The organism is Traorella massiliensis, from assembly GCF_900104665.1.
Taxonomy (GTDB): Bacteria; Bacillota_I; Bacilli_A; order Erysipelotrichales; family Erysipelotrichaceae; genus Traorella; species Traorella massiliensis.
Map to the genome: position 1 here is coordinate 438,177 of NZ_LT629968.1, position 17,353 is coordinate 455,529.

The 17,353-nt window shown below is 35.1% G+C and carries 20 protein-coding genes; 2 read left to right on the forward strand and 18 right to left on the reverse strand.

Features of this window, described 5'->3' with window-relative positions:
* Positions 1-51: 51 nt before the first annotated feature.
* From BQ5367_RS06635 to BQ5367_RS06720, 17 genes are all read right to left on the reverse strand, one after another.
* The gene (locus tag BQ5367_RS06635) at positions 52-354 is read right to left on the reverse strand and encodes a hypothetical protein (RefSeq protein ID WP_071441737.1); all 303 of its coding nucleotides are present in this window, start codon (positions 352-354) and stop codon (positions 52-54) included.
* Between the two features lie 182 nt (positions 355-536).
* Positions 537-722, reverse strand: coding sequence for a hypothetical protein (locus tag BQ5367_RS06640; RefSeq protein ID WP_071441738.1), 186 nt, complete (start codon positions 720-722; stop codon positions 537-539).
* Positions 723-789: 67 nt separating this feature from the next.
* Positions 790-5,412 (reverse strand): MSCRAMM family protein, encoded by a 4,623-nt coding sequence (locus tag BQ5367_RS06645; RefSeq protein WP_071441739.1) that lies wholly within the window; start codon positions 5,410-5,412, stop codon positions 790-792.
* Positions 5,413-5,676: 264 nt separating this feature from the next.
* A complete protein-coding gene (locus tag BQ5367_RS06650) occupies positions 5,677-6,699 on the reverse strand; it encodes a DUF5011/hyalin repeat domain-containing protein (protein ID WP_071441740.1) in 1,023 nt (340 codons plus the stop codon).
* Positions 6,700-6,714: 15 nt separating this feature from the next.
* Positions 6,715-6,918 (reverse strand): hypothetical protein, encoded by a 204-nt coding sequence (locus BQ5367_RS06655; RefSeq protein WP_071441741.1) that lies wholly within the window; start codon positions 6,916-6,918, stop codon positions 6,715-6,717.
* 100 nt (positions 6,919-7,018) lie between these two features.
* Positions 7,019-7,435 carry a hypothetical protein gene (locus tag BQ5367_RS06660; protein ID WP_071441742.1) on the reverse strand — a complete coding sequence of 139 codons (417 nt, stop codon included), beginning with the start codon at positions 7,433-7,435 and terminating at the stop codon, positions 7,019-7,021.
* 6 nt (positions 7,436-7,441) lie between these two features.
* Positions 7,442-7,879 (reverse strand): hypothetical protein, encoded by a 438-nt coding sequence (locus tag BQ5367_RS06665; protein WP_071441743.1) that lies wholly within the window; start codon positions 7,877-7,879, stop codon positions 7,442-7,444.
* Positions 7,880-8,324: 445 nt separating this feature from the next.
* Positions 8,325-8,792, reverse strand: a complete 468-nt coding sequence (locus BQ5367_RS06670) for a hypothetical protein (RefSeq protein ID WP_071441744.1) — start codon at positions 8,790-8,792, stop codon at positions 8,325-8,327.
* Between the two features lie 64 nt (positions 8,793-8,856).
* Positions 8,857-11,565 (reverse strand): InlB B-repeat-containing protein, encoded by a 2,709-nt coding sequence (locus tag BQ5367_RS06675; RefSeq protein WP_071441745.1) that lies wholly within the window; start codon positions 11,563-11,565, stop codon positions 8,857-8,859.
* Positions 11,552-11,788, reverse strand: a complete 237-nt coding sequence (locus BQ5367_RS06680) for a hypothetical protein (RefSeq protein WP_071441746.1) — start codon at positions 11,786-11,788, stop codon at positions 11,552-11,554. Before BQ5367_RS06680 ends, BQ5367_RS06675 begins: the two co-directional genes overlap by 14 nt.
* A 20-nt stretch (positions 11,789-11,808) precedes the next feature.
* The gene (locus BQ5367_RS06685; protein WP_071441747.1) at positions 11,809-12,249 is read right to left on the reverse strand and encodes a hypothetical protein; all 441 of its coding nucleotides are present in this window, start codon (positions 12,247-12,249) and stop codon (positions 11,809-11,811) included.
* Positions 12,250-12,413: 164 nt separating this feature from the next.
* The gene (locus BQ5367_RS06690; protein ID WP_143052360.1) at positions 12,414-12,728 is read right to left on the reverse strand and encodes a hypothetical protein; all 315 of its coding nucleotides are present in this window, start codon (positions 12,726-12,728) and stop codon (positions 12,414-12,416) included.
* Between the two features lie 4 nt (positions 12,729-12,732).
* Positions 12,733-13,080 carry a hypothetical protein gene (locus BQ5367_RS06695; RefSeq protein WP_071441749.1) on the reverse strand — a complete coding sequence of 116 codons (348 nt, stop codon included), beginning with the start codon at positions 13,078-13,080 and terminating at the stop codon, positions 12,733-12,735.
* A complete protein-coding gene (locus tag BQ5367_RS06700) occupies positions 13,070-13,300 on the reverse strand; it encodes a hypothetical protein (protein WP_071441750.1) in 231 nt (76 codons plus the stop codon). The genes BQ5367_RS06695 and BQ5367_RS06700 overlap by 11 nt, the downstream gene beginning before the upstream one ends.
* Positions 13,275-14,066, reverse strand: coding sequence for a hypothetical protein (locus BQ5367_RS06705; RefSeq protein ID WP_071441751.1), 792 nt, complete (start codon positions 14,064-14,066; stop codon positions 13,275-13,277). The genes BQ5367_RS06700 and BQ5367_RS06705 overlap by 26 nt, the downstream gene beginning before the upstream one ends.
* A gap of 10 nt (positions 14,067-14,076) precedes the next feature.
* Positions 14,077-14,373, reverse strand: a complete 297-nt coding sequence (locus BQ5367_RS06710) for a hypothetical protein (RefSeq protein WP_071441752.1) — start codon at positions 14,371-14,373, stop codon at positions 14,077-14,079.
* Positions 14,374-14,665: 292 nt separating this feature from the next.
* Positions 14,666-14,926, reverse strand: a complete 261-nt coding sequence (locus BQ5367_RS06720) for a helix-turn-helix domain-containing protein (RefSeq protein WP_071441754.1) — start codon at positions 14,924-14,926, stop codon at positions 14,666-14,668.
* A 59-nt stretch (positions 14,927-14,985) separates the two neighbouring features.
* On the opposite strand from BQ5367_RS06720, the gene BQ5367_RS06725 reads away from it, so the two are divergent.
* Positions 14,986-15,867: a hypothetical protein gene (locus BQ5367_RS06725; protein ID WP_071441755.1), complete on the forward strand. Its 882-nt coding sequence runs from the start codon at positions 14,986-14,988 to the stop codon at positions 15,865-15,867.
* 360 nt (positions 15,868-16,227) lie between these two features.
* Here BQ5367_RS06725 and BQ5367_RS06730 read toward each other — a convergent pair whose 3' ends face one another.
* Positions 16,228-16,485 (reverse strand): helix-turn-helix domain-containing protein, encoded by a 258-nt coding sequence (locus BQ5367_RS06730; RefSeq protein WP_071441756.1) that lies wholly within the window; start codon positions 16,483-16,485, stop codon positions 16,228-16,230.
* Positions 16,486-16,550: 65 nt separating this feature from the next.
* On the opposite strand from BQ5367_RS06730, the gene BQ5367_RS06735 reads away from it, so the two are divergent.
* Positions 16,551-17,189, forward strand: coding sequence for a hypothetical protein (locus BQ5367_RS06735; RefSeq protein WP_071441757.1), 639 nt, complete (start codon positions 16,551-16,553; stop codon positions 17,187-17,189).
* Positions 17,190-17,353 lie beyond the last annotated feature (164 nt).

Below are 17,353 nucleotides of genomic sequence, written 5' to 3' on the forward strand. Positions count from 1 at the left end.
GCCATAGTATCCATCGAAAAGCATCGATAATGAGATCCATAATTCAACTCCTTATTCAACAAGACCGAAGATCTTAAAGAATGTTGGTATAAGTTCAACAATGATCGTTGTTACAAGGATCGTAATGCCTGTTTTTTTGAATGGCCGCTGTTCTTTCTCGTTTTCATCTTTTCCAAGCCATCCTATGTAAGACACCAGAAGTACAAACATTCCAGTAATGGGGATTGCCCATAGCGCAAAGTCTGTTAACGGAGTAAACCATTCATTAAATGTATTTCTTGCTTCATCTTCATTGAATGATGGGGTAACAAGAAATACCGGGATTGTATAAAAGAAAATTTTCAATTTATTCATTTTTATATTCCTTTCTAGCCTGGCAGATTGCCAGGTAATAAAAAAACATGGCAATTTGCCATGTTGTAAATCATTTTATAAGTTCATATTCCTGCATTTTATTTTTTATGTGGGAATTGTAGTAAATTTTAAGCATTTTCCCTTGATGTCCATAAATGATTGCCTCTAAACAAATTATAGCATCATTTCTCGTTGAATTCTAGAATTTCCAGTTTTGGATCAAGAAAAATTATGTTTTCATTTTCAATTTTAAGTAGATCCATGATGTTGCATATACTCATACCAGTGATTTTTTTGTATGAAATTTTTGTATCATGCCTCTTTATTTTTAATTCTTTTTCAGAATTAGAAGAATTTTTGTTATTCATATTTTTACACTCTTTTCCTTTCTACATGGCAAATTGCCATGTAATAAAAAGAAAAAAGTGAGGCTAGTTATCTAACCTCACTAGTTTTTCTGTGCTTTAACAAAATAAAAATAAATGCAAACAAACTACATAACATAGCTATTAAATAGCTTTGCAATGGTGTGCTGTCATCTGTTTTTACAGAATCATCAGGAAGAATCGTATTTAAATAAGCGATAGAATAGTAGCCCTCTTCTCCGGCTTCTACAAGCTCGCCATTGACGAATAGGCCGGCATCGTTGTATTCAACTTTTACGACTTCATCTGATAATCGGTAACCCTGTGGAGCGGATGTTTCTTTGATGTACCAAGTACCATAAGTCAGGTCAAATTCTGCGTATCCGTCCTTCGTGTTTCCTGCAACAGTTAGAATTTCTTCTGTGCATTCCGCATCACTGTATAATGTGAATGCGAAATCTTTGCTCAGAATAGCTTCACCGGTCTGAGAATCGATCTTGTTTACATGAACATAAGCCCATTTCAGTTCGTTCATGATAGCTTCACCATCGTTGATCGTGATCAGAACATTATCTTCATGCGACTGATCGATGCTGAAGTCATATTCATTTTCGTCAAGAATGTAGGCACTGTTCGTAGAAAGTTCACGAAGATAATAGTTACCAACTGGAAGTCTAGGTACATTGACAAGATGTCCTTCTTCATCAATGCCTACGGTAGCCACTAAGGTATCCGGTTCAATTGCGACATTGCCCATGTAATCATAAGTATCGTCTCTTGTGAAAATGCCAAACACAACATCCTTATAGGCATCCGGATATTCAAGATAGCCTTCTTCAAATGTCTTGGTAAAGTCCAGCTCATAGGAAGGAAGATCATTGACCAGTGTTGATTCGATCAGCTGTACTTCTGTAGACTGGCTGGCCTCGATTTCAAAATAGTGTCTTTCTGTATCCGGAATATATCCGATTGGTGTCTTGGTTTCAACATAATAGTAAGATCCTACCAGAAGATTCCTGCTTTCTACTGCATCCCAGTCGCTTTCTAAAGTCTGAATGGCTTCACCCTTCCTGTAATAAGTATGATTACCGATCGTGATATCTTCAGCTGCATAGATCGTGATTTCAGCACCTAAAATGTTGGTTTCTTCTAATACCGGGGACTGAACAGTGCCGAATTCTGTCTGCCATGTATCCGTGTGCGTGAAGATCTCGCCGATCTTGTTCCATACAAGTCTTCCAACGACAAGATCATCGAACATTTCTACTGTCTGAACCTCACCGGTAGGAAGTACAGTAAATTCAACATCCTGTGCGATCGCATATCCGTAAGGAGAGCTGGTTTCACGAAGAACATAGGTAACACCGACTTCCAGACCTTTGATCAGATGCGGCTTAATGCTTCCGTCTTCATTTTTGCCATCCTGTCCGGAGATCCATGTATCAAATACTGCTCCCGGATCGTCTTTCGGGAAGACAGTCAGATGAGCGTCTTCGATTTCCTCGCTGTTAGTAATATCCTTTTTGGATACTTCCACTTTAGTGATTTCATTGAGATCGTTAAAAGAGTTATTGACTGTCGTAATGGTCTGTTCCTTGAACTTCGTATCGACATCAAAAACAGCATCAGATAATACATACCCTGAAGGCTGTTTGATTTCCTTGACATAGAAGTGAACTTCATCATCTAAAGAGATTGGAAGATCTGCTTTGAATGTAAGCCTGCCATTCTCATCTGTAACAGCTTCTTCAATTAATGTATCTGCCGGCAATAAAACATTGCCATCAAGAACCAGATCCGTTTTAGTGTATAAGCCATAGACAGCACCGGACAATAAATTACCCTCATCATCTTTCTTCGTGAGTTCTATATTTACTTTCTGACGGTCATTTTTAAAACTGATTTCTTCTGAAACGACTTCAACTGTCTGATCTTTGTATTCCAGCTTTACTTTCTGAATTTCAGTATTTAAGATCATACCGTTTTGTACCTTAGTTTCTTCAATGCGATACTCACCTAAAGGAAGCGTGCCGGACGTTGCATAGCCGTTAGTTCCAGTCGTAATTGTTTCTACGATTTCATCCTTTTCATAAAGGACTGTTCCATCGTTTGATGGATCCATAATATCGGCATCCGCAATGATGTTAAACTGAGTATCAGACTGTGGCATTTCTTCATAGATGAAGGAATAGCTTCCGTCATCGTTCTGATGAATGCCTGTGAAGACTTCGCCCTCTTTGTACACTGTGATCTGTCCTTTAACAGAAATGTCTTCCATTTCAACCGTGATCACAGGTGTTTGACCATCTTCACCGACCTCATATACACCATCCTCAGAAACGGTAAATTTTACTGGTTCAGTGTTCAATACATAGCCATTTGGAGCCGTAATCTCTTCCAGCTGATAGTTACCGTACATGATAACATCATTTAAATAAACGATGCCCTGATCTGTCGTTGACCATGTGTCTACGGTGTGGGGAATAGGGAACCAGACAAACTGAGTCAAATATTCATTCGTATCAAGATTTTTAATTTTGAAAGTCGTATTTGGCAGTAAAACAGTCTTGCCGGTTTCAGCATCTTTCTTCACAAGTTTCAGCATACCTTCAAATGGCGCATCATTCATGATGATCCAAGGCTGAGGTTCATCGCTGTCTTCGGTGATCGTAATGATGAAATCTTCCACTGCTTCATGTTCATCGGGTTTCTTTGTTTCTCTTACTATGTAAACTCCATAAGGCAACTTTTGAGATTCCAGATATCCTTTGGAATCAGTCATTGAAACATCATAGGTTGGTGCAGCATCCCAGCCTAAGCGATCCACATCTGATTTCAGTTTTGCGGTAAATTCAGCACCTTCAAGTGTTGGTACTTCGCCCGTTGATCCATTAGAACCAATTTTGATCAAGCTATAAGCCTGTTCATTCGGCTTGTCCTTATGTGTGACAGAAACACTTACATTTGGAGTATTCTGATCTGCATACTCAACATCAGCTTGTACGTCCACAGTATTCACAACGACCGTACCATTACTTGTCACTTCATGGACGTCGTAAGATCCTAGATATAGATCAGTCCATATGATCTTGCCATCAGCATCTGTCTGTTTTGAAGTATTTGGAATCAGTGATCCCGCACTGTAGAGAACAGATCCATCCGCAGGATTTAAGATATTCTCATGAGCGTGAAGCTCATAGGTAACGCCATTCAAAACAGCATCGCCGGTCATGCCTGATTCTGTATCATCAAATTCTTTCTGAAGTGTGATACTTCCTTTGACTCTTGTATTGCTGATGTCTACTGTATAAGTCTGATTGTTAACGACTACAGCAATTGGATTGCTTTCAGATACATTGACTGTGTATCCATCAGGAGCAGTCTTTTCTCTTACGGTATATGTACCGTAGTCAAGAAAATCTGAAATTGCTACACCCTCGCTATTTGTCGTAATCGTTGCAACTACCTGATTGCTGGTATTCAAAATATCGAATTGAGTACCAGCTTTTTTTACGACTTTTCCAGTTTCATCATCCTTCTTCACAACTTGAATTTTCCCTTGTTTCCAGTCGTTTGTTGCACTGAAATAAACTGTCTCGTTTGGCACAATAGTAATTGAACGAATCGTGTTGTCAAGGATCAAATGCTCTGGAACGCTTACTTCCTGCACATAGACTGTTTGCGGCAACAATTCATTGATCGTAACTGTACCGTCATTTCCAGTTGTATAAGTACCAATTGGATCACTCATATCAGCGTTATAGCTGATTCTGAAAGATGTATTTGGTACAAAATTGCCTTTGTCATCTTTCTTTGCAATATTCAAATTTCCAAATTTATTAACAGTTATATTAATATATTTTTCAGCAGGGTCTCCTGATTTCAGTGTATTTAATGAACTTACAGCCTGTGAATCACTAGCAGTTACTTTAGCTGCAAATGGAACGCCTTCCTGAAGAATTCTAATATTTCTCTTAAGGTTTATATATGACTCTTCATTTGCACTAGCAGTAGCAGTAATAGTTAGTTGATTCCCATTGATAGAAACATTTAAGCCTTCACTTTTACCATTAACTATAAAATTTGATAATACATTATTAGAATCCGTTAATGTTATAGATTCTCCTACATCAAGAGTAATGGTAGACACATTAAATTCAGGGGTTGTTTCCATTGCATTGACTTTTGCCATGACATCATTACGCCAAGCCTGCTGACTAGCAACTGTCGGATAAGTCGAATTAAAGTAATAGTTTCTATTTGCTAGATCTGGACGCAAAGTCGCCCAGATCAGATTCTGTGTCAAAAAATAATTATCTTCACTAGGTTGTAAATGATAGCCAAAATAAGCAATATAAGTAATTGTCTTTCTAATAGTGTCATTATAACCTAATGATTCAAATGTGACAGATTCATTAGCTCCTATGTGAGCACTCTTTCCGGGTTCAATACACCAGCCTAATTCACCGTCTATCCAAAAGTAGGTTCCATCTCCATTTGAACCATTCGGCAAATGTAAATGGTTGGCTTTCCAGTTAGATGTATAGGTCTCTGTCACGTTTGGACTAGCTGCCTTTGCTGGTACAGCCATGTTGGATAGAGCCATACCGAAAGCTAAGGAAGCCATCATCAATGATTTTAATCCATTCTTCATTTTTCGAAATAATGAAGAACGTTTCTGTCTATCATCCATATCTGTATTCCTTTCCGAGTATTTTATACTCTATTTCTATCATTCAATAAAAAAAGAAGAAAGCTTAGATTTCTTTCTTCAAATAATTGGTCTTGTTCTTTTTACTAATTAGGAATTACTACGGTCATAAATTGATCAGATTCTGTATTCCGCAACCTTTCATTTCTACACGGTCAATGCCGAAAGAGAAATAGCATATAATATAAAATCATTGACTTCACCTCTATTCAAAAAGAAACGCTTTACAATAAAGCGCTTCTTATTTTAATAAACATTAATTGTATATTTCAGAGATTGTTTACATTTTTCGCATCTAACAGGGTAAACATCCACAGCATAATTACCACCATTTTTTTCTAATATTGGTCTAATGTATTTTTCAAATAACTCGTCGCCAGGAACAGAACTATAAATTGCTTCAGCTAAGTCTCCCGGATATTCGTCTGTTAAAATTCCTGTACTTCCTACATTACTGTATTCGTGCTGGCACTCAGTAACTTCCGGCTGGCTTGGTTGAGTAATTGTTGATCCTCCTGAACCAGATGAGCCGGTGTTGCTGCTTCCACTTGAACTTGATCCTGAACTACCAGTATTCGATGATCCGCCTGTATTTCCAGTATTGTTACTTGAACCAGTATTTGAGCTATTGCTACTGCTGGATGAAGAATTAGAACTACTAGAACCTCCTGAAGATCCTCCAGAAGTATTTGGTGTTTCTACGTCTACTTCTTTTTCAGTGATTACGATGCTGCAATCCTTTTCTGTGGTATTTTCATACTCGTCCTTTGCAGTCACTTTTACAGGATATGTACCAGCAGTATTGAAATCAACATTACCTTCAACAGTAATTTCTGCACTAGAAGCATCTTCTGCTTTGAATAGATTCTCTAAAGCAACATCAGCAATACCCTGTTCGATAGATATCGTATCATTAAAATCTACAAATTCTGGTGCAGTTGTATCTTCAACAGTAACATTCACTTCCTCTACCTCATCATTGTATGAAAGCGATAGAATGTAATTGCCAACTTCAAGGTCTGATCCATCAGTTTCGAGTGCTTTTTCAGCTTTCTGATCATCTTCGACAACAAACACTTCCACTTTAGTATCTTTTAAGACATCTTCAGACGTATCTTCAGCCAGATATTCTTTTGGCTCTAAAGATAAAGCTTCACCGTATTCAACAGTAATCTCAGTTGTCTCTAGCTGAAGATTATCAGCTGATGAACAGGCGACTACTGAAAACATCAGTGCCATAGATAATAAACTTTTCATTAACTTTTTCATATTCAAGACCTCCTTCTATCTTTTGAATAATAAATTTTCCGGCAGTATTTCTATATCGCAGGGTATTATTTCTGCATATTTTTCGATTAAATAGTCATTGGAACTCCATCCAATATTTATGAAATCAAATACCAAATCATATTGTAGTTTTATTTTGAATAATTTTAATTTTTTTGCTTCATCTTTTTCAGCAAATGGAACATTCAATAATAATGTCATAAGTATTTCCTCCGTTGTGTATAGAATTTGTTTTTCTTTTAAACCTGCCACCTGGTATCTTTGTATTACGAATTGTCGATATATGCTTATTTTACATAAATCATTCATATGCATAAGCAAGAGCTACAGCACTGCCTATAACAAATGCAATTGCCTGCAGGATTGGATTGTTTATCGCAATAATAAGCAAGCAAATAATTACAGCTGTAAAAGCAAACGATAGCATTGCATATAAGATTTCAATTGGTTCAAAATCTTTATATTTAAACTTTTTGAAACGAGATTTGACAATAATTATTCCCCATATTATTGATAGAACAGTAATTATAAAGAATACTACAGGTTTATAATTTTGATACATTAACATTTCTAAATATTCTTGATTCGAATATTTACTAAATAATTCTTTGTTCAATTGGTGTAAAAATAGAAGGAATATTGTATTGATAACAGTATACAAAATTTCCAACCCAAAAATTTCTACAAACTTTTTTATTCTATCCTTATATACATTCATTTTGCTTTATACCTTTCGTAGTTCTTTTATTTCTTCAATAAATATTTTTTCTTTTGTTAAAAGATACATATTTTTAATCAAATCATGAATAATCAATACTCCAACAATCAAGATAATGAACATAATAGCCACTACCAATATTTCTGCCACCTTAATCATATCTTCTTCTACATTTTTTACATTTCCAAGCATTAACAGTCTAAAAATGAAATCATATAGTCTTCCCCATATATCCATGATAATCGTAATTAAAGTAGTGACTATAATGACTGATAATACAAATTTCTTATGCTCATACCTTGCACCAATTCTAGTATATTCAAACAAAAATTCATCATCGCTCATAGCAAGATACTTTTCTTTTTTCTCAATCATAATTACCATTTGCTTATCTTTTCTTTTAGTATAAGATATCCAATCTAGTAGCTTTTGTTTATATTCCATTTGTTTCACTCTCCTAAACGTTTTATCTATTAGTTTGCTTTTAATTCACTCAGTTTATCGAGCTTTAACTCACCATCCACATACTGTATAATTTCATTTATGCTCATGTTTCATCAATCCGTATCTTACAATTAAATTATAAAGCATAAAATTTTACGAATTCAATAACTTTGAAAGAAAATATAAAACCTTTTGTTGAATTTATAATATGCTATAATATTCACGGAGGTATTAGTCATGAATAATACTATCCTGATGTACCATTGCCACTCTACGACACCTAAATTATACCATATCCCGAAAGAATGTCAATTTTGAGTCAATGCCCGATATTTTCAAGACTATAGATAATTCTGCATGGCAAATTGCCATGTAGTTAATTTTCTTATTTACGACTTGCTGAAGACACAGGATCGGATGTATCTTCAGCAGGCCGCAAAACTTTTTATTTTACGACCTGAATAATCGTTTCCTGTGAAACACTGTTGCAAGGTTCCAGTGTTTCTATATCCAGTGTGTCCATCTGAATAGTAAGATTGTATTTTCCTTCATCTAAGGATGAATACAGATCCGGCGTAACCATTTTGTTTGGTGGAATGTAATCCGATTGATAGATCTGAGTACCATTTACGAATAAAGTAAACTGAAATAAAACAGTATTGTTTTCAGGATTAATCAGATAGATTGTTGGGTTAGCTTTATTGATCGCATAGCTTGAATCAAACCCAGGTACCTCAATGGCTTCCGTTTCGCCGTCATCCATGTATAATGGTTCGTTTATGACAATCTCTTCGCCACCGACCACAACTGTACGTGTTTCCTGGCGGTTCCATAATATATAAAAACCGGTTCCTATTCCAGCCAGCAGAAGAAGCACCAATAGAACCAGTCCTCTTTTCTTTTTCTTGCTCATATTTTTCCTTTCTTCTAATAAAATAATCAAAAGGCAGAGCTGACTCCGCCTTTTGATTGAAATCTTAACCTTTCGTTACAGTGATTTCACATGAACGGACATATTCCGTACCATCCGCATCAGTTACCGTACCGACAATAGCGGCAACACCTTCCTGTATCATCCAGAAATCGGCTCCATCTATTAGTATGACTTCCGAGTCTGTGGACTCCACCTGTATGCCGATATGAATATCATTCGGATCATAGCAGTACAGCAGACTTCCATATTTTAAGCTGAAAGTGACGGTGATCTTTGCAGGAGAATCATTTTCCAGTACACCTTCGAGGCTTTCAGGTTCAACAGTAAAGTATGAATCTTTTATTTTCAGATAGACTCCATAGTTTTTGCTTTCAGGTTCAGTACGTGTGCTGACCGCAGCGGAAGTAAATGAATCGTCGTCTCCAGTAACTAGCAGAATAGATCCTTCATTGATTGAAGCACCTTCAAACATACCAATAATATGCCAGCCTGTTTCGGAATTTCCTACTTTTGGAAGATTCAGAGTCATAATACCATCCAGTGACTGACAGTCTTTGAACATGTAGGAAGCATACTGAACATTAGACAAATCCATTTCCTCTAATGGTATTGATATCAAACTAGCACATCCGTTAAACATGTACTCTGCATATACAACTGAACTGAAATCGATATTTTCAAGACCATCAATAGAAGTTAAAGAAGCAGCATTTTCAAATAGCCGGCTGCTGTTTTCATTAGCAATAATATGAATGCCTTTTCGCTGAGTTGATACTTTCCACGTAGTGCTATCCAGCCATGCGACAATGCCTTTGTCCTGGGCTGCAGATACATCTACTGCTTCAATTCCTTCAGGAGCTATTTCATCGGTAAATAGGATGTTTGTCACACCTTCAGGAATGTTTTCGCTGAATCTGGCTCCTGTTTCAAGAACTGTCGAAAGCTCTATCTTTTCCCAGACAGCCGTCAGATGCCTGTTTCCTGACGTTCCGGCTTCGATGGACTGAATTGTTTCACCGCTGTCCGCATCATGCCATCCGATAAATCGGTATCCTTCCTTCAGGGCATCCGGAAGAATAACTCTCCGGTCGCTTGTATATTCCGTAGGGTATTCAGCAGGCAGAGTGCCTCCGGCCGTATCGTAAGTGATTGAATAGGTTTCAGCAGGCTCCCACTGTGCTGTCAGGTTCAGATCGCCTGTAGATCCGACAGGAATGGAAGTAATGGCTTCTCCGGCAATTTTGATATTGCTGACTTCACATTCGCTAGGAGATCCGGAGGATATGATGAGCTGATAGCTTCCAGATTCGAGTTCGTGGGATATGTTGTAAACATAACCCGTACTCATCAGAGATTGTCCGGTCACGAGCGAACCGTCTTTATAAATGCTGTAGTACGGATATTCCCAAACCGGCATCCTCGACTGATTTACAAAATCAAACGATAAAGCTGCAGGATTGAATATTTCAAAATTGATTACCAACTGTTTTTCACCATCATGTGTAAAAACGCCATTGTTTTCTGTCCATTCGCTTGAAGGATCTACTTCGTAAGGAGTAATTTCACTCCAGCCTGTGAATGTATAGCCGGCCTTAGTCGGCACTGGAAGAGGATCCAAGCCTTCTTCAGAATAATAATATGTCTGATATTCATCCGGCATTGTTCCGCCTGCCGGATCATAGCTGATCGAATAGGTAACAGCCGATTCCCAAACAGCTGTTAGATTCAGATTCCCGCTAGTTCCTTTAGGAATAGAATTTAATACCGGTTGAGAAACAACATTGAAATCTCTTACTGTTTCTGTAACACCTTGCTTCATTCCGATTAATTCTACATAGCCTTCAAAAATAATTTGATAATTTCCAGCTTCCAGATTTCTTGAATAATCCATTGTGCCTTTGATAAGTTCGCCTGTGCCTGAAGGAGTAAATTCATCTATCAGAGTCTCGTCTTTATATAGATAGAATTTTCCACCGCCTTCAGTCGAAGTGACCTCTGAAATATTTCTTTCATAGTCAAACGAGAAACTTAGCATTGCTTCGCTTTCGACCGAGAAGGTGATTCCACGATATAGTGGCTTCACTCCTGCTATTTCAGGTGCCTTTGGCTGAGGGCCGCTATTTGCACCTGCATATTTATCACTAACGAGCAAAGAGCCGCCTTCACCGATTTCCCAGTAATCGCCCAATGTATATTCAATGGTTTCGCCCCAGCCTAGGAATTTAGAATTATCCTTAGTCGGAACTGGTAGGGAATCTAATCCTTCATCAGAAAAATAATAAGTCGGATATTCTACAGGCATTACGCCTCCAACAGAATCATAAGATATGTTGAAAGTTTCTTTATGAGTGACAGTGAAATTGAGCTTACCAGTGTAAGTTCCTACTTTTTTCTCACTAAATGTGATCGTACCTGTTTTTTCTATATATGTATCAGGATTCAGATCACTTCCACGCCATTGAGCAGAAAAATCAACCGTTGCCGTATTGAGATAGTATTCATCGCCCGCACGCTTCATCGCAACCTCTTTATCAGCAGAAACTGTCACGATATCGATATCATTCAGTTTGCCCTTTGCCTGCACAGAGAATGAAGCACTGTCTGCATTTCCCATATCAATATTTTTAGGAATTAATATGGAAAGATTGCTTGTGTTCTGAACAGATATATTGTCATTAGCAGAAACGGAAGCTGGCAGATAGCTGATACTTAAAGCTGCTGCCAGAGCCAGCATACTTTTAATCAGTTTCATGCCGTTTCCTCCTTCTTGCTGTAACAACCAGCAAAGATCCTGATGTTACAAGCATTATCATGTAGTTAGATATGTTTGATAAATCAGCGGTGTTTGGACTTTCCTGATTGTTTTCATCTCCGTAACGAATAGCAGTCACTTCGGCAGTTTCGGCAGAAGCACTGACAGGATCTATCAGTGCTGCCGCCAATACTAAAGCGAAAGTTAAAAAAAGCTTTTTCATAAGCTTTTCCTCATTTGATATTACTGTAAACTAACAGTAAATTCAGCTGTACCTGTGTATGAGCCGGCTTTAGTTTCTTCAAAAGTAACTGTACCGTTCTTTGAAGTATATTCAGATGTAAGTGCATTTCCTGTCCATGTAGCATCTGCCAGTTCAGCAGTTGCACTTCCGCTGTATCCAGCATCATTTGCACGAGTCATGGCAATCGTTTCACCTACAGTAACACTCAATGTCTGATTTGGAGCAATGTTACCTTTTGCCTGAACGGTGAATTCTTTTTCAGTAGCTGTTCCAAGGTCAATAGCTTTAGGGATCAGTACGCTGTAGCTGCTTTCATTTGTCTTTGTTACAGTAGCCTGAGCGCCACCGTCATTTGTAATTTCAGTATCCTCAGCATTAACACCAACTACTGCGAATGCCATCATAGAAGCTACAGTTAATAAAGAAAGTAATTTTTTCATTTTTCTTGTCCTCCTTAGCCATTTCGGCTTTTAAATGAAAATTCAAAGAAACACTTTTTACTGATGTGTGAACAGATGATTTCAGGAATTATGCTGAATTGATCAGCAACCTTCTAATTGGTACGGTCAACGCCGGAAGGGATAGAGAAGATAATACTGTATCATTATCTCATCTCCTTTTCATTTTTTATAAGTTTCAAAAATGCAGTCTGTGAAATATTTAATGATTTTGCTGCCTCTCGTGAGGATATTTGTCGCATTTTATAAAGTTCTGCGGCAGAATTGAACTCATTTTTATTTACTTTTACTCGAGGCCTTCCCCAATGCATTCCCATTTCTTTCGCTTTTTTTATTCCTTCCATCTGATTTTTCTTATATTTTTGTTTTTGCAGTATATAACTTTCTAAATCTTTTTGATCTTTTTGTATTTTTTCAAATAGATCCTTATTATCTGAAAGTATTTTTTCCAGATGAATCATTTCCTCATTTGTTAGCATTTGATTTCTCCTCCCCGTATTCTTTATATAGCCTTAAAAATTTTGATTGGGAAACACCCATCATATGCGCAGCCTCACGCGATGTAACTTTCTTTTTGTTATATAAATCGATTACTGAATCTAAGGTTTTTTTATTGATCTTGATAAAAGGCCTGCCAAATGAAATACCAGCAGCTTTTGCAGATGCAATTCCTTTTTTTATATTGCTTTTTCTTATTTTCTCTTTTGTGATCAGATAGTCTAATTGCTGCTGATCAGCCTGTATTTTTTCGAATAATTCATTATGATCATTTAATATTATCCTTAATTCATTCATTTCATTTTCATCCAGCATCTCTATTCCTCCTTCGATTTCTATAAATCAAAAATATAATGACAGCTGCAATAATGATAATCAGTATAATGACTATGAGCTTATCCATATTCGAGCCTGCTGCTAAAACAGCTCCGCCAATAGAAGCTAAAAGAATAGCAGCCACCGCTATAAGTGAAACGAACATCATCGATTTGAAATTCTTCCATAAATTTTTAAAGAATATGTCTATGAATCTCATTTTCTTTCTCCTTTCCATAATTTAAGCGTTGTTTGTTCAACTCATCATCAATGACAGCTGTCACTTCCTCAGATGCCAGGTCATAGCTAAATAGTGGCTTTTTGATTTCTAAGTTTTTTTCCACGTTTCTTTCGATTTCATAATGATTAAACCAGTCATCTGAGTCATAAATGCTGGACAGACGATTCTTTCTATATTGAATTCTTTCAGAAAGCTCATCTCTGAATTTGGATAAAGAAAAATCGGGTATCTTTCCCGATTCCGATAAAAGCCATTCATTCATAATTGTTTTCTTTTCCTGTGGTATTTTGTCATCAATAAGATCTTTAATAAATTCATGCACTAGCTCTTTTCCTGTCATTTTTCTTGAAGCGGCGACTTTATTTAGTTTAGAAATATCATTTTCGTTCAGTTTTATGACGAGGCATTCTTTTTCGATTCTATCAATGTAAGCATTTAAATGTTTAAGAGCCTGTCTGGATCCATTCAGTGTTTCGAGATCATATTCCACTTCAAGCCTATTTGCAATACTTGTCTTTATTTCAGAAGGAATATATTCTATTGATTCTATATTGATTTCCTTGCTGATAAGATCCTCTATTTTATAAATAAGTGTACTCAAAGAGGTATTGATTTCAATATATGTTTTTTTTGCAGCAGTAGGACAGTTAGAATCTTTTATTTTTTTGTTCAGTTCTTTGGAATATTCCTTTAGCTCTTTTTTTAATTCAAAAAGAGAATAGATACCTTGTTTTTCTGAAGTCATAATTCACCTCCTAGATGGTTTCAAAATCAATGTATAAATAATTTAGCCAAGCTTCAAGACAAGCAATTTTTTCCTGTTCATATTCACGTTCTCTATCGCAGTAGGATGCTTCTTCGTGCCATTCTTTGAAACATTCTGTACAGCATCCATAATGTAGGATAGGAATATAAATGACACCCTCCGGCAATTCTTTATTGCAGAAGTCACATTTATCGCCAAAGAGCCCAACCCTTTGCAGCATTCGCTGACTTAAAGCATCTATTTCATAAATCGTAAATCTTTTATGAGTAATTTTTTTCTTGATCATTTTATTTTCCTTTCTGTGACTCGGTGATTCTTATCATATTTGCTATAAATAATTAACAATAAAAGTAGATAATATACCTAAAATAATCCAAAATAATATAAAAGACACTATAAATACATCAAGAGATGATAAAATTTTGCGCTTTTTACAGATTCTTTGAAATATTAGAACAATTGTTACTGCTAATAAAACTAATATTAGCATCAAGATAGTCCCTTTTATATCAATAGACCAAGAGTTTTTATCCAACTGCAAATTAAATCTGGTCGTTATAGTGTTTAAAATAATTACCTTATTCATAACTTTTCCTTTCTTTGTCACCGAGTGCCACATTTTCAAACTGCGATAGATCTTTGTAGATAAAATCATCAATAGTAACTTGAAAGAAGGAGGCCAGTTTGGAAATGGTATCGATCGTGATCTTCTGTTCAGAAGTTTTGCTGGTTTCAATATTATAAATAGTCATGAAATCAACATCTATTTTTGAGGCTAATTCTCGTAAGCTTAGTTGATATATTTTTCTATAATAAAGTAAATTTTGACTTATATGCATATTTGAATTCTCCTTTCTTTGTAATATAATGTATTATCGTAATAATACATGGAGGATTTATGGATACTTTAAGGGGGATATTTAAATTTATCAAAAAATTAAATGAAGAATGGGGATCACTTTTTACTGCATTTCTTTCATTTTTAGGTACAGCTATTTATGTAGTTTTCATCAACTTTTTTTTGAGAAGAGTATATGATGGGTATTTAATGCGTTTTGGTATTGACTCTTCAATTACAATAAGTTCACCTATGTCAAATTTATATGTGTTATTTTTTATATTTGGAACAGCATTATCTTTGATTACATTTTTTACACCAATGAGATTATCTAAGGCGTTAGGATTGTCAGTTCAAAATAAAGAGGAAAAAATATCAAAAAAACTAGTATGCAAGTTTTTTATTCTTGATTTTCTATTGATCTTTATTCCTACGCTTATTTATTTATCTTATTCAACAAACATAAAAATTTCTTCACTATTTATTTGGGGAATAGTTTATATGGCAGGGACAGCTTTTTTTTCATTCATGATTTCTGTTGTATCAACAATTTATATTGTTGCAGATCTTATTTTTCAGAAGAAAAGTCGGAATAACGATACTTCTAAAAATAGTAAGACATCAAATGATTTTTTATCAATTTTATCTAGTAAAAGTGTAAAGCACATAATTCTTTCTGTATTCCTTCTTGTAATCTTATCAATTTTTGATTATGCTGCTGTTTTTTATGGAAAAATGGTTCCGTCCTTAAAAAAAGCATATCCATCATTTACAGTAAATCAGGTTGAATATATAGTTATTGCAGAAATGCCTGATAACGAGTATTTAATAGTAGATCTTGAGTCAATGGCCAATGAAACTAAATATACTATTCAATCACTTGAAGGTATTTATCTCAAAGATAAATTGACATCTGATTTTTTGAAATATTTAAGTGATTAGCTATATTTCATCTGTTACGGTAAAATTAAAATTGTGAAGAGTAACGATGACATTATTATAATTATAAATAAAATACCTTTAAATGCAGTGTTTAAACCTAAGCTTGTATATTCATTAAAGAAACAACGTAGTAAAGCAGCCGCAAGTAATAGATAAATTAGATTGATAAAACATATATATTTAATGAAATTGTGGAAAAATTTGCTTTCATATTTTCTATATAGTAAATATAAAAGAGCGATTATAAAACAAATCAGTCCCGGCATTAACATATATACAAATAACTCTGCTTTCGTCATAGAGGATTATCTTCCTTTCTTTATTTACTTTTTAAAGTGAATTTAATCCAAAACTTTTTTATCATAAATGATTTCTTTCCGTGTCACCCGGTGACACATTTTCAAACTGCGATAGATCTTTGTAGATAAAATCATCAATAGTAACTTGAAAGAAGGAGGCCAGTTTGGAAATGGTATCGATCGTGATCTTCTGTTCAGAAGTTTTTCCGGTTTCAATTCTAAATATCGTCAAATAGCTGATGCCTGTATATTTTTCAATTTCTCGCTGGGATAAATTCGCTCTATTTCTTAATAATTTAAGATTTCTTTTAATATTCATTTAAATAATTCCTTTCATTTTTACTATTTGGTATAATATATACATCGTTGTATATAGGAGGATTTATGTATAAAAAGTTATTTGATAATATTCGAGATTCATTTATTTGCTTTTCCTTTTTTATTGTTTCATTAGCTATACCAGGAATCTATCTTTGCATAGCATTGCCTATATGGAGATTGACGTTGTTAAACGAGCATCTAATAACATTTCAGTCAGATGCCAAGCTTGTTGGATCTACAGTAGCTCTTTTTATTTTTTTGCTATATCTTTTTTATCTTTTTGAATGTCAGGTTTTAAAAATAATTAAATTATTTCTTTTAGATTTGTTTAAAAGAAGTAAGATAAAGTATGAAAGCATCATCTCTAATTTTTATGTTATTTTAAAATTGATGAATAGTGTTGTCATAGCATTTATATTATTTTTTAAAGATATATTTTTTCAGTTTTTTCATAGTAGTATTGGCTCTGGTGTAGATTCGAACACATCATTAATTTTTTTCTCTTTAATACTGTGTTCGGCTGCAATTTCAATCACTTGTTTACAGATTTCATTTGAGAGAGTATATTCAGATAAAAGAGAGGTAGAAAAATATTTCGAGAATACTAAAAAGATAAGATATAAGGTACAGAAGGGCAAAGGGATAGCAAAATATAATCATAAAAAACAGAAAATTTATCCAAAATTTCAGGAATACAAGTAATATTTTTTTTAGACTGGTTCTAATATTGAGTTTTTTATATTTTTTTGAAGTAACATTGAATGCTTCCTGCTCTTCTAATTCTCTTCTTTCTCTTTTGGGTAAGTTATCATAGCTGTTCATGTAATTTTCCTCCGTTTTATATTTAACAAAGGATGCTAGAATTT

What these genes read in the sequence shown, in the direction of transcription:
- BQ5367_RS06635 (WP_071441737.1), bottom strand. Translation starts at nt 354, where the DNA reads ATGAATAAATTGAAAATTTTCTTTTATACAATCCCGGTATTTCTTGTT.
- BQ5367_RS06640 (WP_071441738.1), bottom strand. Translation starts at nt 722, where the DNA reads ATGAATAACAAAAATTCTTCTAATTCTGAAAAAGAATTAAAAATAAAG.
- BQ5367_RS06645 (WP_071441739.1), bottom strand. Translation starts at nt 5,412, where the DNA reads ATGGATGATAGACAGAAACGTTCTTCATTATTTCGAAAAATGAAGAAT.
- BQ5367_RS06650 (WP_071441740.1), bottom strand. Translation starts at nt 6,699, where the DNA reads ATGAAAAAGTTAATGAAAAGTTTATTATCTATGGCACTGATGTTTTCA.
- BQ5367_RS06655 (WP_071441741.1), bottom strand. Translation starts at nt 6,918, where the DNA reads ATGACATTATTATTGAATGTTCCATTTGCTGAAAAAGATGAAGCAAAA.
- BQ5367_RS06660 (WP_071441742.1), bottom strand. Translation starts at nt 7,435, where the DNA reads ATGAATGTATATAAGGATAGAATAAAAAAGTTTGTAGAAATTTTTGGG.
- BQ5367_RS06665 (WP_071441743.1), bottom strand. Translation starts at nt 7,879, where the DNA reads ATGGAATATAAACAAAAGCTACTAGATTGGATATCTTATACTAAAAGA.
- BQ5367_RS06670 (WP_071441744.1), bottom strand. Translation starts at nt 8,792, where the DNA reads ATGAGCAAGAAAAAGAAAAGAGGACTGGTTCTATTGGTGCTTCTTCTG.
- BQ5367_RS06675 (WP_071441745.1), bottom strand. Translation starts at nt 11,565, where the DNA reads ATGAAACTGATTAAAAGTATGCTGGCTCTGGCAGCAGCTTTAAGTATC.
- BQ5367_RS06680 (WP_071441746.1), bottom strand. Translation starts at nt 11,788, where the DNA reads ATGAAAAAGCTTTTTTTAACTTTCGCTTTAGTATTGGCGGCAGCACTG.
- BQ5367_RS06685 (WP_071441747.1), bottom strand. Translation starts at nt 12,249, where the DNA reads ATGAAAAAATTACTTTCTTTATTAACTGTAGCTTCTATGATGGCATTC.
- BQ5367_RS06690 (WP_143052360.1), bottom strand. Translation starts at nt 12,728, where the DNA reads ATGATTCATCTGGAAAAAATACTTTCAGATAATAAGGATCTATTTGAA.
- BQ5367_RS06695 (WP_071441749.1), bottom strand. Translation starts at nt 13,080, where the DNA reads ATGCTGGATGAAAATGAAATGAATGAATTAAGGATAATATTAAATGAT.
- BQ5367_RS06700 (WP_071441750.1), bottom strand. Translation starts at nt 13,300, where the DNA reads ATGAGATTCATAGACATATTCTTTAAAAATTTATGGAAGAATTTCAAA.
- BQ5367_RS06705 (WP_071441751.1), bottom strand. Translation starts at nt 14,066, where the DNA reads ATGACTTCAGAAAAACAAGGTATCTATTCTCTTTTTGAATTAAAAAAA.
- BQ5367_RS06710 (WP_071441752.1), bottom strand. Translation starts at nt 14,373, where the DNA reads ATGATCAAGAAAAAAATTACTCATAAAAGATTTACGATTTATGAAATA.
- BQ5367_RS06720 (WP_071441754.1), bottom strand. Translation starts at nt 14,926, where the DNA reads ATGCATATAAGTCAAAATTTACTTTATTATAGAAAAATATATCAACTA.
- BQ5367_RS06725 (WP_071441755.1), top strand. Translation starts at nt 14,986, where the DNA reads ATGGATACTTTAAGGGGGATATTTAAATTTATCAAAAAATTAAATGAA.
- BQ5367_RS06730 (WP_071441756.1), bottom strand. Translation starts at nt 16,485, where the DNA reads ATGAATATTAAAAGAAATCTTAAATTATTAAGAAATAGAGCGAATTTA.
- BQ5367_RS06735 (WP_071441757.1), top strand. Translation starts at nt 16,551, where the DNA reads ATGTATAAAAAGTTATTTGATAATATTCGAGATTCATTTATTTGCTTT.